Annotated in this window: 16 protein-coding genes; 7 read left to right on the top strand and 9 right to left on the bottom strand. The window is 59.6% G+C overall.

What is annotated here, in order from left to right:
- Positions 1 to 5 precede the first annotated feature (5 nt).
- A complete protein-coding gene (locus E2K99_RS12585; protein WP_134222417.1) occupies positions 6 to 2108 on the top strand; it encodes a TonB-dependent receptor in 2103 nt (700 codons plus the stop codon).
- Between the two features lie 64 nt (positions 2109 to 2172).
- Here E2K99_RS12585 and E2K99_RS12590 read toward each other — a convergent pair whose 3' ends face one another.
- Together E2K99_RS12590 and E2K99_RS12595 are read right to left on the bottom strand one after the other, a co-directional pair.
- On the bottom strand, positions 2173 to 3003 hold the full coding sequence (locus tag E2K99_RS12590) for a transporter substrate-binding domain-containing protein (protein WP_134222418.1): 831 nt from the start codon (positions 3001 to 3003) through the stop codon (positions 2173 to 2175).
- Positions 3004 to 3304: 301 nt separating this feature from the next.
- Entirely contained in the window at positions 3305 to 4234 is a 930-nt protein-coding gene (locus tag E2K99_RS12595) for a LysR substrate-binding domain-containing protein (protein WP_134222419.1), read from the bottom strand.
- Between the two features lie 100 nt (positions 4235 to 4334).
- Here E2K99_RS12595 and E2K99_RS12600 point away from each other — a divergent pair, with 100 nt between their 5' ends.
- The 3 genes from E2K99_RS12600 (at position 4335) to E2K99_RS12610 (ending at position 6973) form a co-directional block, all read left to right on the top strand.
- On the top strand, positions 4335 to 5492 hold the full coding sequence (locus E2K99_RS12600) for a trans-sulfuration enzyme family protein (RefSeq protein ID WP_134222420.1): 1158 nt from the start codon (positions 4335 to 4337) through the stop codon (positions 5490 to 5492).
- Between the two features lie 63 nt (positions 5493 to 5555).
- Positions 5556 to 6206, top strand: coding sequence for an amino acid ABC transporter permease (locus E2K99_RS12605; RefSeq protein WP_134222421.1), 651 nt, complete (start codon positions 5556 to 5558; stop codon positions 6204 to 6206).
- Positions 6203 to 6973 (top strand): amino acid ABC transporter ATP-binding protein, encoded by a 771-nt coding sequence (locus tag E2K99_RS12610; RefSeq protein WP_134222422.1) that lies wholly within the window; start codon positions 6203 to 6205, stop codon positions 6971 to 6973. Before E2K99_RS12605 ends, E2K99_RS12610 begins: the two co-directional genes overlap by 4 nt.
- 60 nt (positions 6974 to 7033) lie before the next feature.
- On the opposite strand, the gene E2K99_RS12615 is transcribed toward E2K99_RS12610, so the two are convergent.
- From E2K99_RS12615 to E2K99_RS26215, 5 genes are all read right to left on the bottom strand, one after another.
- Complete coding sequence (locus E2K99_RS12615) at positions 7034 to 7264, bottom strand: TonB-dependent receptor (protein ID WP_166675064.1); 231 nt, start codon at positions 7262 to 7264, stop codon at positions 7034 to 7036.
- Positions 7265 to 7379: 115 nt separating this feature from the next.
- Complete coding sequence (locus E2K99_RS12620; RefSeq protein WP_039785763.1) at positions 7380 to 7814, bottom strand: SMI1/KNR4 family protein; 435 nt, start codon at positions 7812 to 7814, stop codon at positions 7380 to 7382.
- Positions 7815 to 8024: 210 nt separating this feature from the next.
- A complete protein-coding gene (locus E2K99_RS12625) occupies positions 8025 to 9338 on the bottom strand; it encodes an integrase family protein (protein ID WP_134222424.1) in 1314 nt (437 codons plus the stop codon).
- 13 nt (positions 9339 to 9351) lie between these two features.
- Positions 9352 to 9741, bottom strand: coding sequence for a helix-turn-helix domain-containing protein (locus tag E2K99_RS25515; RefSeq protein ID WP_166675065.1), 390 nt, complete (start codon positions 9739 to 9741; stop codon positions 9352 to 9354).
- 304 nt (positions 9742 to 10045) lie between these two features.
- Positions 10046 to 10432: a DUF2946 domain-containing protein gene (locus E2K99_RS26215; RefSeq protein ID WP_134222426.1), complete on the bottom strand. Its 387-nt coding sequence runs from the start codon at positions 10430 to 10432 to the stop codon at positions 10046 to 10048.
- 384 nt (positions 10433 to 10816) lie between these two features.
- Here E2K99_RS26215 and E2K99_RS12640 point away from each other — a divergent pair, with 384 nt between their 5' ends.
- A complete protein-coding gene (locus tag E2K99_RS12640; RefSeq protein ID WP_134222427.1) occupies positions 10817 to 12391 on the top strand; it encodes a subtype B tannase in 1575 nt (524 codons plus the stop codon).
- 83 nt (positions 12392 to 12474) lie between these two features.
- Here the strand turns inward: E2K99_RS12640 and copD are convergent, their stop codons facing one another.
- Together copD and copC are read right to left on the bottom strand one after the other, a co-directional pair.
- Positions 12475 to 13359: a copper homeostasis membrane protein CopD gene (gene copD, locus E2K99_RS12645; protein WP_134222428.1), complete on the bottom strand. Its 885-nt coding sequence runs from the start codon at positions 13357 to 13359 to the stop codon at positions 12475 to 12477.
- Entirely contained in the window at positions 13356 to 13901 is a 546-nt protein-coding gene (gene copC, locus E2K99_RS12650) for a copper homeostasis periplasmic binding protein CopC (RefSeq protein WP_240733903.1), read from the bottom strand. Before copC ends, copD begins: the two co-directional genes overlap by 4 nt.
- A gap of 142 nt (positions 13902 to 14043) precedes the next feature.
- On the opposite strand from copC, the gene E2K99_RS26220 reads away from it, so the two are divergent.
- Positions 14044 to 14394 carry a DUF2946 family protein gene (locus E2K99_RS26220; protein WP_420840914.1) on the top strand — a complete coding sequence of 117 codons (351 nt, stop codon included), beginning with the start codon at positions 14044 to 14046 and terminating at the stop codon, positions 14392 to 14394.
- Between the two features lie 129 nt (positions 14395 to 14523).
- Complete coding sequence (locus tag E2K99_RS12660; RefSeq protein WP_205703782.1) at positions 14524 to 16704, top strand: TonB-dependent receptor; 2181 nt, start codon at positions 14524 to 14526, stop codon at positions 16702 to 16704.
- The last annotated feature ends 2 nt before the right edge of the window (positions 16705 to 16706 follow it).

Below are 16706 nucleotides of genomic sequence, written 5' to 3' on the forward strand. Positions count from 1 at the left end.
TTGCTATGAACACCAAACTGTGTACCCTCAGTGCCCTGCTGGCCCTGGCCTTCGACAGCTACGCGCAACAAGTCCAAACCAATGCGCTGCCGGAAGTGACCGTCAAGGCGACCGCAGATGACAACAGCGGCTACCGGCCCAAGAACTCCTCGGCAGCCACCAAGATCGACGTACCGCTGCGCGACGTGCCGCAAACCGTCAACACCGTCACCAAGCAGGTCATGCGCGACCAGAATGCCCTGTCGCTGCAGGATGCCCTGCAGAACGTGGCCGGTCTCAGTTTCAGTCTGGGCGACGCCCAGCGCGACCAGGTCATCATCCGCGGCTTCAGCGCCATCACCGATCAGTTCATCGATGGCGTGCGCGATGATGCCCTGTATTTCCGCGACCTCTCCAATGTGGAGCGCGTGGAAGTGCTCAAGGGTCCGGCCTCCGTGCTGTACGGACGCGGCTCGGCGGGCGGCATCGTCAATCGTGTGACCAAGAAACCGAGCGACGATCCGGTCAGCGAGATCGGGCTCACCGTCGGCAGCGAAGGACAGAAGCGCAGCGAATTCGACGTCGGCCGCAACAGCGCCGACGGCACGCTGCTGTTTCGCCTGACCGGCGCAGTGGAAGACTCCAGCAGTTTCCGCAACCAGTATTTCCTGGAACGCCAGGCACTCTCCCCTTCCCTGACCTACAAGCCGGATGCGCAGACCAGTTTCACGGCGCAATTCAATTATCTGCACGACAGGCGACTGGCCGACCAGGGCATCCCCAGTTACCGGGGCCGTCCTGCAGATGTGCCCATTGCCACCTATTACGGTGCGGCCAACGGGCGCGACAGGGCCTTCGTGCAATCCGAGGTGAAGGACGCCACCTTCACCCTCGACCACAAGTTCAGCGAAAGCCTGGCCTGGCGCTCGGTACTGCGCACCTATGATTTCGATCTCGACCGCAACTACACCACCATCAGCCGGGTCACCCAGACCGCCAATCCGACGGTGACGATCGCCCAGGCCCATCGCCAGCGTGCCGAGCGTGGCTTGTTCTGGCAAAACGAACTGACCCAGAAACTGCAACTGGCGGGCATGCACCACGAGCTGTTGTATGGCGTGGAATACAGCTGGCAAAACAAGACTGACTGGCAGGTCACGCGCAACAATGCGGCGACCTATTCCCTGTTCAATCCAGTGCTGGCCAACTTGTCGCCCATTGCAGCCAACGCCGTGCCGAACATCAATGCGGAGACCCGGATCAATACGCTGGCCACCTATGTCCAGGACCTGATCAGCCTGACGCCGCAATGGAAACTGCTGGCCGGTCTGCGCTATGAGCGCCTGTCCCAGGACCGCGATGACAAAGTTGCCAGATCCAGCCTCAATCGCGTCGACACCCCGCTGTCGCCCCGTGTGGGCCTGGTCTATCAGCCCGATGAACGCACCTCTCTGTATGCCGGCTACAGCCGTTCCTTCCAGCCGCTGGCGGACTCCTTCGTCTTCTACGGCAACAGCGCCCAGCTGGAACCGACCAAGACCGAGAGCAAGGAGGTCGGCATCAAGTACGAGCTCAACGACAAGACCAGCCTGACGGCCGCACTGTTCGAGATGACGCAGAACAACATCCAGGTCGCCGATCCCAACCGGCCGGGCTTTGCCATCAACGTCGGCCAACAGCGCACGCGCGGCGTGGAATTGTCCGCCAGCGGCGAGCTTGCACCGCACTGGAATCTCATCGCCGGCTATGCCTACATGAATGGACTCATCGTGCAATCCAGCGGGCTGACCTCCGCTGGCACGCCCTTCCAGGGTAACGTGTCGTCCCTTACGCCGCGTCACACCTTCAACTTGTGGCTCAAGCACGATCTGCCTGATGGCTACTGGGTGGCGGCGGGCGCGCGGGCCGAATCGGCGCGTTTCGCTTCCTCTGACAACCTGACGGTATTGCCCGGCTATGCAGTCATCAATCTGGGCGCAGGTTATGTAGCCGAGAAGTTTGACGTCACGCTGTCACTGAAGAATCTGCTGGATCGCCGCTACTTCATCTCCGCCCACAGTGCCGCCAACGATTACAACATGCCCGGCGAGCCGCGCAGCCTGCTGGTGAGTACGCGTTACCGGTTCTGATGCTCGAGTGGCCGCATCGGCTCCTGTTCATCTGCAGACAAGAGCCGATACGGCGGCAAGCAGGTCACGGTTGCTGCAAGGCCCGCTGGATATCGCCCACCATATCGAATTCGGCCCCCACCCAGCGGCGCGCCAGCCGGTCGATGGTGCCATCGCGCGTCATGTCGCCAATCGCCTTGCTGACGGCCTCCTTCAATGGCTGCTGGCCCTTGGGCATGGCCGGTGCTGACAGCTGGTAGATCAATATCGGTCCGACTTCCTTGATCGGCAACTTGTTCACATTGGCATATTTCATGCCGCCAAAGTGCGAACTGATGACCGCGTCGATGCGCCCATTGCCCAGGTCGTTGAAGACGAATCCGCCATTGTCATAGGCGCGGATATCCGATTTCTTCAGATTGGCCCGGGCCCAGCTTTCGTTGGTGGTGCCGGTGGTCACGCCGACCTTCTTGGCCTTGAGATCGGGCTTGTCCTTGATGCTGGTATTGCTGGCCAATACGAAGATACGAAAATCCTCCACGCCATAGGGTGCCGCAAAATCGACCTGCTTCTCCCGTTCCGGCGAAGGGGTGAGGTCGTTCATCACCATGTCGTACTTGCCCGCCTTGAGTCCTTCCACAAAATTCTTGAAGCTGTCGGCCACGAAGACCACCTTGGCCACGCCGATGCGGCGCGCCACTTCCTTGGCCACCTCGACGTCATAGCCGGCCGGTTGCAGCTTGTCATCGATCAGGCTCCAGGGCGGACTGCTCTGGGTATTGGCGATGCGGATCACGCCCGACGCACGGGCACTGGCCAGAATGTCGGCCGGAATGTTCTGGGCTGTCACGGCAGCCGCTGCGCTGCCCAGGAGCGCTGCCAGCAGGCAGGCGGGAATGAAATGATGCAACTTCATGGTGCTGTCCCCTCTTGATCATCAATGAAATCGGAAGCCCATTCTGTGCTCAGGCCGGGGGATCAGCAATCCGTACACGTTTCTTGATTGATAAGCAGAACTTATACTTTCTTCGATAAAACTGATGGATCGATAAGATATGCCGCACCAATCCGGCACAGCAAAATAATAAGGGCCAACAGTGTTTCACCCTTCCCTGTCCCGGTTTTCTCCGGGCTGACTGCTCTTCTTGCGGTCTCGTGCAGCATGGCCTTGCCCCAAGCCTGTGCGCGGTGCTCAAATCGGTGCATTGCCGGGAAGTTCAGAACGCGCCGGGTTTCTGGTACAGCACCTGGCGCAGTGAGCTCATGTCCGACTCCATCTGGATCCGCATCACCCGCAGCAGCTCCTTGGCATTCTCCGACATCGGCACCCCAGGCCGGAAAACCAGCAGCGCCGTAAAGTTGGCCGTCACTTCCATCGGCTTCAGGCGCAGGCCGCGCGTGACGTAATCCAGCGCCAGGATGGGATGCGCCATGCCCATGCCAACGCCGCGCATGGCGAATTCGCACACCGAATTGGAATAAGGCGTCTCCAGGATGGGACGCAAGACCTTCCCCTGCAGCATCAGCTCCTGCTCCAGACGCCGGCGGCTGGCATCTTCCGGATTGAGGGCAATAAAGGGATGTTCCAGCAGATCGTCAGCCGTGATCACCGGCTTGCCGGCCAAGGGGTGCCGGTCGTTCATCACGATCACACCCGGCACGCTCATGAATTGCGAATGCTCCAGCCCGGAGACTGACAGCTCATCGGCCATCAGTCCGAAATCCAGCTGCCCTGCGCTGACCTGCTGGTAGACCTCGCGCGAGCTCATGATCTGGAACGACATCTGCACACGCCGCTCACCCAGTCCGAAGGCGGCGATGGCGCGCGGCATGAAACCATTGCCCAGTGCGGGAAAAGAAGCAATGGCCAGACGGCCCAGTCCGAACGAGCGCAAACTGCGGATGCGGTGCTCGATCATCTCGAAGCCGGCAAAGCAGCGATCCACCTCCACGATCAAGGCCAGCGCCTCCTGCGTCGGCACCAGGCGGCCACGGGTGCGCTCGAACAGCCGCAGTTCGGAAGTCGCTTCCAGCTTGCGGATCGACTGGCTGATCGCGGGCTGGGATACGTTGAGCAGGGCGGCGGCCTTGCTGGTGGTCCCGGCGCGCATGACGGCGCGGAAGACCTGAATGTCTCGCATGTCCATATATAAGTACCACTTATAGAGTTAGTCCCGCGTGCTGTTGATGGCTGCGGCGCGAATTCGGATACTGGGTTCCTCTTTTTTAGATTAACAAATTAATCGCATGAACCACTCTATTTCATCGCAACCCGCGTTCGCCAGCCTCTCGCCCCCGGTGATGCGCGCCTCCACCGTGGTGTTCGACACCTTCGAGGACTTTGTCCAGCGCAAGCAGCGCCAGCCCGATGGCTTCAGCTATGGCGTCACCGGCACCCCCACGGCGCGCCTGCTGGAGCAGCGTGTCGCCGCGCTGGAAAACGCCCGCCACTGCGTCATTGCGCCCTCCGGTGCGGCCGCACTGATGACCACCGTCATGGGCTTCGTGCGCGGCGGCGACCACTTGCTGGTCTCGGCGGCCTGCTATGGTGCGCTCAAGACCTTTGCCGAGAAATGGCTGGCGCACATGGGTGTGGAGGTGGAACTCTACCGGCCGGACATCGGTGCGGACATCGCCGCACTGATCAAGCCCACCACTCGTATGATCTGCATGGAAGCGCCCGGCACGGTCACCATGGAAATGCAGGACATCCCGGCCATCACGGCCGTGGCACGCGAGCGCGGTGTACTGACCATGCTGGACAACACCTGGGCCAGCCCGCTGGGGCTGAGATGCCTGGATCTGGGCGTGGATTTCAGCATCCAGGCCGCCACCAAGTTCCTGGGCGGTCACTCCGACGTGCTCATGGGATGCATCAGCATGAATGACCACGGCCACTACGGCATCCTGCGCGAGACCCAGAGCATCCTCGGCCAGCAGGTCAGTCCCGAGGATTGCTTCCTGGTGCTGCGCGGGCTGGAAACGCTGTCACTGAGAGTGCATGCGCAAGGAGCGTCAACCCTGCAGGTGGCACGTCATCTGGCCCATCATCCGATGGTGGCGCGCATGATGTATCCGCCGCTGGAAAGCGACCCCGGCCATGCCCTCTGGAAGCGCGACTACAAGACCCCTGGCTGCCTGTTTTCGATGATCCTGCAACCGGCGCCGGAAAGCGCCTTCCACGGCTTCTTCGACGCCCTGCAGCACTTCGTCATCGGTGCCAGTTGGGGCGGCGTGCACAGCCTGGCGGCGTATTATCCGGCCGCGCTGCAGGCCAACCGCGCCTTCCCGGCGACCGACCAGCCGGTGGTGCGCCTGTCCATCGGTCTGGAAGACCCCGCCCTGCTGATCGCCGATCTGGATCAGGCACTGGCCCAGTACGCAAGCGCGGCAGCCCAGGCGTGATGCCCGCATCAATGAACATTGAAGCAGCGCCCCAATGCAGGCGCTGCAACCGGGAGGAGAACCATGATTGATTTGTTTATCAGGGCGCTACCGCTGCTGGAAAAAGCGGTAGTGGTGACCATCGGGCTGGGTATCGGCTCGTTCGTGCTGGGCTCGGCGCTGGGCATGCTCATTGCGTTGGCCCGCATTTCCGATGCGCGGCCGCTGCGCTGGCTGGCGTTTGCCTATGTGTCGGTGTTTCGCGGCACGCCCTTGCTGATCCAGATCCTGCTGATTTATTTCGGCCTGCCCAACTATGGGATCACCATCGATCCCATCCCCGCCGCCTTGCTGGCGCTGACGCTGTTCTCGGCAGCCTACCTGAGCGAGAACTTCCGCTCCGGCATCAATGCGGTTGATCGCGGCCAGTGGGAAGCTGCCTGGGCCATGGGCATGGGTTATTGGAAGACGCTATGGCGCGTGATCCTGCCGCAAGGCCTGCGCATCGCCATTCCACCCGTAGGCAGTCGCCTGATCGCGCTGATGAAGGACACCTCGCTGGCCTCCACCGTCACCGTGGTGGAGCTGACACGCGTGGCCGACCAGTTGGGAGCGACCACCTTCCGCTACATGGACATGTTCATCATCGTCGGGACCATCTACTGGGTCATCAATCAACTACTCACTCTCCTGCAAACCTGGCTGGAAGAGAAACTGTCGAGGCGCTATCAATGAATCCGTCTTCTTCCTGTACCGTGCGCGTGAGCGCCTTGGCCAAGGCGTATGGTGCCAATCAGGTACTGCGCAACATCAACCTCGAAGTCGCGCGGGGCGAAGTGGTGGTCATCATGGGACCCTCCGGGTCCGGCAAGACCACCTTCATCCGCTCGCTGAACCTGCTGGAATTGCCGGATCGCGGCAGCATCGAAATCTGCAGCGTGGCGCTGAACGATCCGGCGACACTGCCCGCACGTGAACTGCGGCGCAAGACGCTGCAGATCCGGCAGCAGACAGCCATGGTGTTCCAGTCCTTTAACTTGTTCCCGCACATGACCGCGCTGCAGAACGTGATCGAAGGCCTGGTCTCGGTCAAGGGGGTTGCCAAGCCGGAGGCCCGTGAACGAGGCCTGGCGCTGCTGGGCAAGGTCGGGCTGGCGGAGAAAGCCGATGCCTATCCGGGCAAGCTTTCCGGTGGCCAGAAGCAGCGCGTGGCCATCGCCCGCGCGCTGGCCATGGATCCGGAAGTGATCCTTTTCGATGAGCCAACCTCGGCACTGGATCCGGAACTGCGCGACGACGTGTTGAACGTGATGCGCGCGCTGGCGGCCGAAGGCATGACCATGCTGGTCGTGACGCACGAAACCCGCTTCGCCCGGGATGTAGCCGACCGCATCCTCTTCATGGAAGGTGGACACGTGCTGGAAGATACCACCCCTGCCCTGTTCTTCGGCGCGCAGGGCAGCGAGCGCTCGCGGCAGTTTCTGGGACGCCTGCACGAATGATGTGCGCAGGCTGGCGAGCTACCTGACCGCGCTACGCATTATCCCGGCGGCGATATCACCTTAGGTTCCAAAATGCCGAGACACCGTGACCTGGGCCGACAATGGACGGCCCGGGCTCAGGGTGTAATTGAAGTTGGAGGCCGAACCACCCGTGTAATAGCGACGATTGAACAGGTTCAAGATATTGAGCTGTGTTTTCCATGAGCCGGACTGATCGGCGAACAGGAGGTCGGTACGGGCGTAGCCTGCCAATTGGAATGCATTTGGCAAGCTCGCTTCGCGTGCACCCATCGCGTAAACGCCAGCACCCGCCATCAAGCCTCACAGCGATTTGAACTCATACCTGGTTGGTGATTGATTCAGCGCTTCTCATTGATCCATGGTGTTTCGGCACGTCCACAAATGCTCAAGAAGCCGAAAGAGATTCAAAAAGTTTGCTGCGCTCGGACCATAACTGCTGGAGCGACACGTCCAGAAAGAACGGCTCGTCACCGTCTTCTGGCCACCATTCGAACACACGTCCCTCCGCGGTCATGCCCCAGGTCGACCCGATCCCATAATCCCCGAAGGCCACCGCTGCGGACCATAGTGATGCTGCGGCCGGCAAGCCGCGCAGAACTTGCGTGAGCCTTAGCATGGTCACCGAGGAGAACACCTCTCTTCGCGCCAGCGGGTAAAGAAACCGTGCTTCGGACGGCCCGGTAAAACCGTTGGCGCTGAGGTAGGCATTGCGCAACTCCGTCGGCAATGAAAAACCAAGGATGCATTCCGCATCGAGGATTTCCCGCTCAGTACAAGGCTGGCCGCTCTCCAGCACTTCCAAATCCGACATCAAGAACATAAGAAAACAGCGAGCCCGAAGCCCGACTCAGAATGCAAACCAATCTTCAGCTGCCGACTGGTCGCGAATTGATTCATTCGGATACCATCTGCCTGCCTTGCAGGAGTTGATGATTGTGCGACCAATCGAACTCCTTGTACCGGATTTCATGTGCGACATATTGTCGCTATGTCCGCCCCTCCCAATAGGGTGAAGACGGGCCCTTCTTGTTCAGGCGGCCAGCTTCTCTTTCTCCCACTGCGCCGGTATCCTGCCCTGCATGAGTTGCTCCAGTATCCTTGCCAGCCGTGTCATCCAGAGCCGTTTCAGAGCAGCGTGAGCTCGCCCGTCAGTAGACAGGCGCAGACGATTGCCGAGCTGCCCCTGCACTGCGGCAAGGATGTCCGGCGGACATTCCATCGTCTTGAGCAACTCTATAGCGGCACGTCGGAGGTCGTTGGGAGTCCAGTCCGAAATGGGCAGGCGTGGCCGCTGATATTCAGGTCGGGAATCGCAGTCCTCGCGTGCATTCCAGACGGCCACGCCGACATTCTTGGGATCAAAGCGGCCGCCCTTGCGTCCTTCAAACAGATAGCCTGTCCCGCTGGCCAGCAGGCGACGCTGTACGATTTCCAGCGCCCGGCCCACCAGGGGAACACGAAAATCACCAGCGGCACCGCGTCGTTGGGGACGCAGCTTTTCCTCCGGGATCGTCCACCACCAGCCATCTTGCTCCTGGCTGATCTCGCGGGCGTGCATGGCGCAAATTTCCTTTCCGGGAGCGCATGTCCAGGCAAACAGCGTCAGGATATCTTCGTTGGCGCTGGTGAAATGATGGAGCCACGGCAATAGAACCGCGAGCTCATTGACCGACAGCAGACGCTTTACGGGGCCGCGATGCACGCCCTTGATACGAACGCCTTTGCTCTTGAACTCACCACGCATGACGCTACGCCACACATTGACGCACTTGGCAGGAAGCAATCCATGCGCAATGGCGTAGTCCCAGGCTGCACCCAGTTCGCGTCGCGTGATAGTACCTTGCGTGGGTCGGTCCAGAAAGCCACGAAGAAAGTCAGCGGCCATGCCTGCATCGACCGCCTGTGCAGACAGGTTCCCGAATTCACCCAGCGTGCGCGCGAAAATACGCCACACTTCCTTGGCCCCTCTTTCGCCCCAATGATGCTTGACGTGTCCCTCGTAATAATGAAAACCGATTTGCTGCACCGTCAGTTGCGCAGCGGACTCATTGGACATTGATACGGAATCACGTTGTGGGGGTTGCGCTTGCCGATGCACCGTTGACGGATCGATCCCCTGATCACGCAAACTCTTGAGTTGCCGCCATTGGCGAACGGCCGAGTTCAATGACATGTGGGGCCATTCGCCCAGTTTGACCTGGCGAATCCTGCCATCATTCGGATTCTTGTAACGATAGATCCAGTTGTACATGCTTTCGTTGGCGCGCAAGCGCAAGCCACGATGCTTGGGGATGGTGAGATGTTTGCCAGCGGGCAGAGATTGCACTGTGATTGCATTGAACATGTTTTCTTCTCCGTCAGAGCCATTCAGAGGTCAGCCAATTCATTTGGCTTTGCCGATCTTGAGGTGGGCCGCCAGTTTGGGATGACGGAAGGAAATTCAGATGCTGACTGCGGTATGGCATGTGGGGATCAGTGGGTGCCGGAAATTTTTCCATCATCGAGGCCCACGCTGCTTTCACCTCAGGGGCCTTCGAACGTTCAAGATGAACATCGATCAGGACGCGAGCAACCGGAATGCCGGTTAGCTGGGCCACCTTCACTGCTGTCGCATCGCCGATACCACTTTTTCCACTTTTCATATGGCTGATCGCACTGCGCGTCACCCCCAGTACATTTGCCAATGCCTGGTCGGACTGCAGGTCGAGCTTTCTCTTTACCAATTCCAAATAATCATTCGTTTGCATATGGCCTCCTGGGGCCGGACAGGCCGGAGTAACGAACCTCGTTGTGGACGTTTCGATTGGGATCATGTATTCGGACATGCGCAAGTCGCTGCATCCTGAACGGAGCGTTCGCTGAATGGATCGGGAGAGAAATGAGAAAGCCTCCGCGCTGACTGCGCTCGCTTTCTCATAAGATGAGCCTATGGCATGCATCCCCGCTTGCTCATGTTCTGCCTTGCTGAACATCTGTGGTTAGTGTGGCCAGGCACACAAAGACCTGCACAAGTTCGCGAAAGAGACTTGTGCAACACACAGAATCAGGCGGTTAAACGAGAGTCGGAGGTGCTCGACTGCGATGTGCCGTGGGAGCCAGAGCCGGGACCACGGTGAAGTCAGTAATGAAGAAGACAGGATGCACCAGTACCGCAATCAGCGAGGCGATACCCGGCGCAGCAGAAGGTAGTGTCGGTGCGTGCTGCTGAAGGACACAATAGCCGCAATGTGCTCCGTCGACGGGCATTTGCTCCTGCCCTGCCGTACTGTTTCCTGTTACCGCGACGCGCTTGGTGCCACTGGCACTACAGACTTCCATCCAGGTGAGCTGGCTATTGGAGGCCAGCGTCCGCGAAATGGTTGGAGCAGCAGCACCAAACACCATCACGCATAGCGCAAGCCATGCGAGCAGTTGATGAAAGCGTCGGCTCAAACTCATGTTCGGAGGTCTGGAGACGAGAGGAAAAAAATAGGATCTGACGTAGCCTATGATAAGCCCGCATTCGCAGATGATGACGCTGCATGGAGCCGACTGCGTCAATTTGCCGCAGCCAGGTCATGTGCAATGCGACTTCCGTAGCATTGCTTGGCGTCGGAATCTCTCTGTCGGGTACTGATCAAACTCTCGTCAAAACAATCGCGCCGTCCATGAAGTAAATTTCTGAAAACCAGCTTGAAGAACTTCACGACCGATATGATCTTCAGGCAGGCCATTTCTGGCACAGTCTGCGCGGAGAAGATCCAAGGGGGACGCCCTGTTTTCCCTTCGTGAACCAGGCGACGCAATGGGCATGGCTTTAAATTTCAACAAGGCAACAACCTCATGAATCGACGAGAATTCAATTTGGCACTGCTCGCAGCGGCCACGGTTTCCAAGGCCGCTTTTGCGCAGCCGATCCGAGAGAACCCGCAACTACTGCTGGACACGGAGCATTACAAACATCAACAGGTAACGGTTGATGGGCAGGTCATCCAGGTACGCGCCTTTGAGGGCATCCCCTATGTGGCGCGACCCGTCGAGCCCGAGTACCAGGTACTCAACCTGTACATTCCCGAGACCTACTTTCAGGGCGGCCGCATCGGTAGCTTCGACGCGCGTAGCGCCCCGATCTTCTTTCCCAATGCGGTAGGCGGCTACATGCCCGCCAAACCAGGGACGCTTGCCGGCCGCGGCTTTCCACCGGGACCGCCGGGCGGCCAACGGGGGCAGCAACAAAATCCGCCGCCAGGCCTGCCTCCGGGGGCCTTGCCACCTCCCCCTATGGGCACAAATACCGTCAGCGCCAGTGCCGTGGCCCTGGCGCGTGGATTCATCGTCGCGGCCCCGGGTGCGCGGGGACGCACTCTGCAAGCGAGCGATGGCCGATGGACCGGCAAGGCGCCTGCCGCCATCGTCGATCTCAAGGCGGCAGTGCGCTGGTTACGCTACAACGCTGGCCGCTTCCCCGGCAACCCCGAACGCATCATCTCCAATGGCACCAGCGCGGGTGGTGCCTTGTCAGCGCTGTTGGGTGCCAGCGGCAATCACCCTGACTACGAGGCTGAGCTCAACAAGCTAGGGGCAGCGCCGGGGCGCGACGATATCTTCGCCGTATCCGCTTATTGCCCCATTACCAATCTGTCGCATGCAGATGAAGCCTACGAATGGCAGTTCGAGGGCTTGCGAGAGTATCGCAATGTGGCCATCTCGATGCTTGATTACAAAATTCAGCGTCAGGAAGTCGTGGGGCAGCTCAGTGATGCGCAGTTGCAGCTGTCAGCGCAACTGCGTGCGGCATTTGTCGACTATGTCAATGCATTGGGCCTGCGTTCGCCGGAGGGAGGCACGCTCAGCCTGCAGGCCGATGGTCACGGACCATTGCGTGATCATATCGCCGGGCTGCTGCTCGACTCAGCCCGCAAGGCCCAGGCCGGCGGCACCGATCTGGGTCAGCCGGCATGGCTTCAGCTTCGCGATGACAAGGTGGTAGCAGTCGATTTCAGTGCCTATGCACGTAGTGTCGGACGCATGAAGAGTCAACCAGCCTTCGACGGCCTGGACCTGGAAACCGGCGAGAATCAGCTGTTCGGTGATGCGAACACCGACAAGCGCCACTTCACAGCATTCTCGGCGCAGCACAGCAAAGTGTCCGGTGCTGGCCTGGCTGAGCCACAGACGGTCAAGGCCATGGATGCGATGCAGGAAATCGCTGATGCGCGCTCCGTAGTAGCGCAACGCTGGCGCATCCGACAAGGCACGATGGATCGGGACACCTCGCTGGCGGTGCCGACGCTGCTCGCTGCAGCCGCACGTCAGCGTGGCGCACAGGTCAATCTGGAGTTCGCCTGGAATCGCCCGCATAGTGGCGATTACGACCTGGAAGCGCTGTTTGCATGGATCCAGACGCAGGTAAGTTAGGCTGGTGAGCCCGGATATCTCCGGGCGCAAAAGCATGTGCTCAAGACGTCACGCTGCTGCGCTTTGCCGCAGTGGCTGCATTTTCAATTCGGCTGCAACATCCCTAGCCATGCCAGCAACATCAATGCAAACCAGGAGAGCAAAATTTCCGCCAGAGTCAGACGGCGTATCTGTCGCAGGCCATTGCGATGATGACGCATCGAGGGCACCAGTACATACCTGTTGAACACGGCAATAGCCATCATTGCGCCAGCCACCAGGATCTTCATGATCAACAGCGCTTGGTAGCGAAAATGGAAATCCAACGGCAGTCGTCCAAGAATGAGGAGGGTATTGAGCAAGCCTGTCAGGAAAACCAATGCCACCACTGCATGGCCGATATTCGAAAAACGCCGCAAGATTGTACTGACCAGATCCGGATACGTGCGGCGATATTGGTCTGACAGGATCATCAAGACGACAGGCAACGCGCCTATCCACGCCCCAACGCTCCACACGTGGAGAACGTCGTTTGCCTGATGCAACAGTCCCGTCCATCCCTCATGCATGACGGCATGTCCGGTCAGCGCCAGGCTCGTGAGCATGATGCCGCCACCAGCGATACATGCGAGCAAGCGCATGCGATCCGATGACGTCACGCCTAGCAGGAGCAGGCAAATGGCGACCAGTTGGGTCCACCATGCCGTACCGATTGAGGTCCCGTTGGCTACCGCAGCGAGCATGTCAAGGTGCCAGGCATCAGCCCAGCCATCGCCAAGAATACTGGCTTGCACGGGCAAACTGGCAAGCACGGCAGTCAACAGGAGTCCGAACAAAAGACGTCGCCATACGCCCAGGCGTTGCCATAGCACGCTCCTGAGCGGCTCTGCCACCAGCACAAACAAGGTCAGGCCGGAGCCCCACAGAAACAGTGCCGCACCATCGAGTGACAGCCGGCAAAGCCCCAACAGAAGCGTGGGAGAAATCAAGGTGCTACGGAAAAGCTATAGCTACCCTCGGTCTTGTGGCCATCTACGGACAAGGCATGCCATTGCACCGTGTAGGTGCCCGGTGCCAGTCGTGCGGGGATCCCCACCATGAATGACTTTCCCTCGTCCATGAGCATGGCTTCACCCAATTTGACTTCCTTCTGATCGGGGCCTGACAGCTTGACGCCGCTGAATTTCAGATTCAACCCCTCTGAGAAAGTGAGTGTCAGCTCTGCTGGTGAAGCCACTACCGCCTGATCGCCAGGAATGGCCGTCTTCAGGTGGGCGTGCGCCCAGACGAATTGCGCCAGGAAAAGACTGGAAAGGATCACTAGCGACAGGAGGCGCTTAACATTTTTCATTATCTTCAATTCCACTATGGGATCGGCTGAGGGGATGTACTTACCCTGATCGGGCCGGTGATTTGATTCATGGAAGCTGACTGCGCCCGCATCCGGGCGCTCATCTTCGCAGGCGACAAGTTTGCCACGACCAAGGCGCAGCACATGCGACATATTGTCGCAGACAAGCGGAATGTGCATCTGACGAAAATCTTACAAATCCTTTACAGGCAAGGACTTCCTGTCTTTTTCTCACAAGAAGGCTGCGTTTCTGTGACCGGCCGGATCGGCTTCCAGGGCGTTAGAATCTGCGCCCATGAAAACTCGCCTTCCCCGCATGCGCATGATCGCGTGGCTCACCATTGCTGCCCTGCTGGCAATGATGTGGTCGGGAGTGGTGCAAGCACGCATCGGTACCAAGCTTGCCTTAGCTTGGAATGACATATGTTCCGTCTCCGATGATCCAGCTACGACTTCAGGTGGGGCCAGTGGCAAAACCGGGAATGTAGCCCATGCAGGGCACTGCATGTTCTGCGCAAAGCAGGATCTTGCCCACGCATTGCCGTCGCGGTTGGACCTGTCACAGCCTCCATTGCGGATATCGCTGGCCGTCGAGCTTGTCCAGGGAGCGCGACGGACACACACGGCCTGGGCAACTGCCGCCCCACGTGGCCCACCGGGTACACGCTATTGATTCACCCGCTGCGGTCACTGTAGCCGGCATCCCCGCCCGGACGCCCTCAAGAGGCGTTGAAGATGCTGTGTGCCGCGCTTGACTGGGCCTTTCTCAGTCACCCCACGACACCTTCCCCGAGACACTGACATGACAAAAAAATCCCAACCACGCACCCTCGCGTATCCTGCCCGTTCGCTGCCGGCCCAGTTGCGCCGCACGATTGCATATGCTCCCTATGCACTGCCCCTGCTCTGCCTCGCCGCTCCTGTCCAGGCAGAGGAATCCGCCAATGCGCTGCCGGCCATCACGATCAATGCCCAGAGCACATTGCCGCTGCAAAACCAGGTGTCGGTCGGTTCCAATCTGGATCTGACACCATTGCAGACGCCAGCCAGCGTCAGCGTCATCAACCGCCAACAACTGGAAGAGCGCGGCGACGCCAGCATCACCGATGCCATCACCCGTGCGCCCGGCTACAGCGCCATGGGCCACCCGGGCAACAGCGGCAGCGCGCTGTCGGCACGCGGCTTCACCGATGCCACCTCCGTGATGCGTCTCTATGATGGCCTGCGCCAATACGGTGGCGTGGGCGTGAGCTTTCCGTTCGACACCTGGAACATTGACCGTATCGAAGTCCTCAGCGGACCTGCCTCGGTGATCTATGGTGATGGTGCCATCGGCGGTGTGGTCAATGTGATCCCCAAAAAGCCCACACGCGGGAAGATCGAAAACGAAATTGAAACTACCATCGGCACCCATAACACGCGGCGCCTCGGACTGGGTAGCGGCGGCGCCATCAACGAGATGCTGTCCTACCGGGTCGACATCGCTGGAGATCGGTCGGATGGCTGGGTCGATCGCGGCAACACGAACAACCTGAGCCTGTCCGGTGCGCTGCGCCTGGATGTCAATCGCGATCTGTTCGTGCAGCTGAGTTATGCCCAGGGGCATCAGCGTCCGATGGCCTATTTCGGTACGCCCCTGATCAACGGTCAACAAGTCGATGCGCTGCGCGAACGCAACTACAACGTGGCTGACGGCACCATCGACTACAAGGACCGCTGGGCGCAACTGGAAGCCCAGTGGACACCCGACGCCGATACCACGCTGCGCACTCGTCTCTATCAGATCAACAGCAATCGCTACTGGCGCAACGCGGAAAGCTATGTCTACAACAACGCGACCGGACTGGTCGATCGTGGCGATGCCACCGAAATCCGTCATGACCAATCGCAGACCGGAGTAACTACTGATGCGACCTTCAAGGGCCATCTGGCAGGCCTCAAGAATCAGGTCTCGGTCGGCTTTGATATCAACTCGACGTCTTTTACGCACACCAACAACACCTACAGTGGCAGCTTCAGCTCGGTCAATCCCTATAGCTTCGACCCGGGCAGCTATGCCAGCGGCGTGGGGATTCCGGCTTTCCTGCCTCGCTTCCGCGCGCGCGCCTCGCAGTATTCAGTCTTCTCCGAAGACAAGCTGGACCTGACCGAAAAACTCAGTGTGCTGGCCGGCCTGCGCTTCGATCACGCGGATGTCTCCCGCACCGATCTTGCCGGCGGCACGGGTGGTTTCGATCAAGGCTTCTCCAACCTGGGCTGGCGCCTGGGAACCGTCTATGCCATTACCCCTGACCTGAGTATCTACGGCCAATACTCGAAGGCGGCGGCGCCCGTGAGCAGCATGCTCTTCATGAGCAAGGCCAACAGCAAATTCAAGTTGTCGACCGGACGACAGATTGAGGCTGGCATCAAGCAGGTGTTCTGGGACAAGCGCGGTGAGTGGACGCTGGCGCTCTACGATATCCGCAAGAACGATTTGCTTACCCGCGATCCGGCCAATCCCAGTGCCAGCGTGCAGGTCGGACAGCAGTCCTCGCGTGGGATCGAAGCCAGCCTGTCGCTGGCCTTTGCAGAGCAATGGAAACTGAACGCCAATGCCACCGTGCTGCGCGCACGCTTCGATGACTTCACCGAATCGGTCAGTGGTGCAGCTGTCTCGCGTGACGGCAAGGTACCCACCAATGTCCCCGAGCGTCTGGCCAATGTCTGGCTGAGCTGGAACTTCCTGCCGGCATGGACCGCCAGCGGCGGCCTGCAGTATGTCGGCCAGCGCTATGCCGACAATGCCAATACGATCAGACTGCCCTCCTACACCACCACTGACCTGGCGCTGCAATGGAAGGCCACGCAGGCCACCACGGTCACACTGCGTGCCAACAATGTCTTCGACAAGCGTTATTTCACCACGGCGTATTACACCACCACGCAATGGCTGTATGGTCCCGAGCGTGAAGTTCAGCTGACGCTGAATCATCGCTTCTGAGC

The organism is Herbaspirillum huttiense (assembly GCF_004367745.1).
GTDB lineage: Bacteria > Pseudomonadota > Gammaproteobacteria > Burkholderiales > Burkholderiaceae_D > Herbaspirillum > Herbaspirillum huttiense.

Bases quoted from the DNA above. Each gene is read 5' to 3' on its own strand.
- E2K99_RS12590 (WP_134222418.1), bottom strand. From the start codon at position 3,003: ATGAAGTTGCATCATTTCATTCCCGCCTGCCTGCTGGCAGCGCTCCTG.
- E2K99_RS12605 (WP_134222421.1), top strand. From the start codon at position 5,556: ATGATTGATTTGTTTATCAGGGCGCTACCGCTGCTGGAAAAAGCGGTA.
- E2K99_RS12660 (WP_205703782.1), top strand. From the start codon at position 14,524: ATGACAAAAAAATCCCAACCACGCACCCTCGCGTATCCTGCCCGTTCG.
- E2K99_RS12610 (WP_134222422.1), top strand. From the start codon at position 6,203: ATGAATCCGTCTTCTTCCTGTACCGTGCGCGTGAGCGCCTTGGCCAAG.
- E2K99_RS26220 (WP_420840914.1), top strand. From the start codon at position 14,044: ATGATCGCGTGGCTCACCATTGCTGCCCTGCTGGCAATGATGTGGTCG.
- E2K99_RS12595 (WP_134222419.1), bottom strand. From the start codon at position 4,234: ATGGACATGCGAGACATTCAGGTCTTCCGCGCCGTCATGCGCGCCGGG.
- E2K99_RS25515 (WP_166675065.1), bottom strand. From the start codon at position 9,741: ATGCAAACGAATGATTATTTGGAATTGGTAAAGAGAAAGCTCGACCTG.
- copC (WP_240733903.1), bottom strand. From the start codon at position 13,901: ATGCACATTCCGCTTGTCTGCGACAATATGTCGCATGTGCTGCGCCTT.
- E2K99_RS12600 (WP_134222420.1), top strand. From the start codon at position 4,335: ATGAACCACTCTATTTCATCGCAACCCGCGTTCGCCAGCCTCTCGCCC.
- E2K99_RS26215 (WP_134222426.1), bottom strand. From the start codon at position 10,432: ATGAGTTTGAGCCGACGCTTTCATCAACTGCTCGCATGGCTTGCGCTA.
- E2K99_RS12615 (WP_166675064.1), bottom strand. From the start codon at position 7,264: ATGGGTGCACGCGAAGCGAGCTTGCCAAATGCATTCCAATTGGCAGGC.
- E2K99_RS12585 (WP_134222417.1), top strand. From the start codon at position 6: ATGAACACCAAACTGTGTACCCTCAGTGCCCTGCTGGCCCTGGCCTTC.
- E2K99_RS12620 (WP_039785763.1), bottom strand. From the start codon at position 7,814: ATGTTCTTGATGTCGGATTTGGAAGTGCTGGAGAGCGGCCAGCCTTGT.
- E2K99_RS12640 (WP_134222427.1), top strand. From the start codon at position 10,817: ATGAATCGACGAGAATTCAATTTGGCACTGCTCGCAGCGGCCACGGTT.
- E2K99_RS12625 (WP_134222424.1), bottom strand. From the start codon at position 9,338: ATGTTCAATGCAATCACAGTGCAATCTCTGCCCGCTGGCAAACATCTC.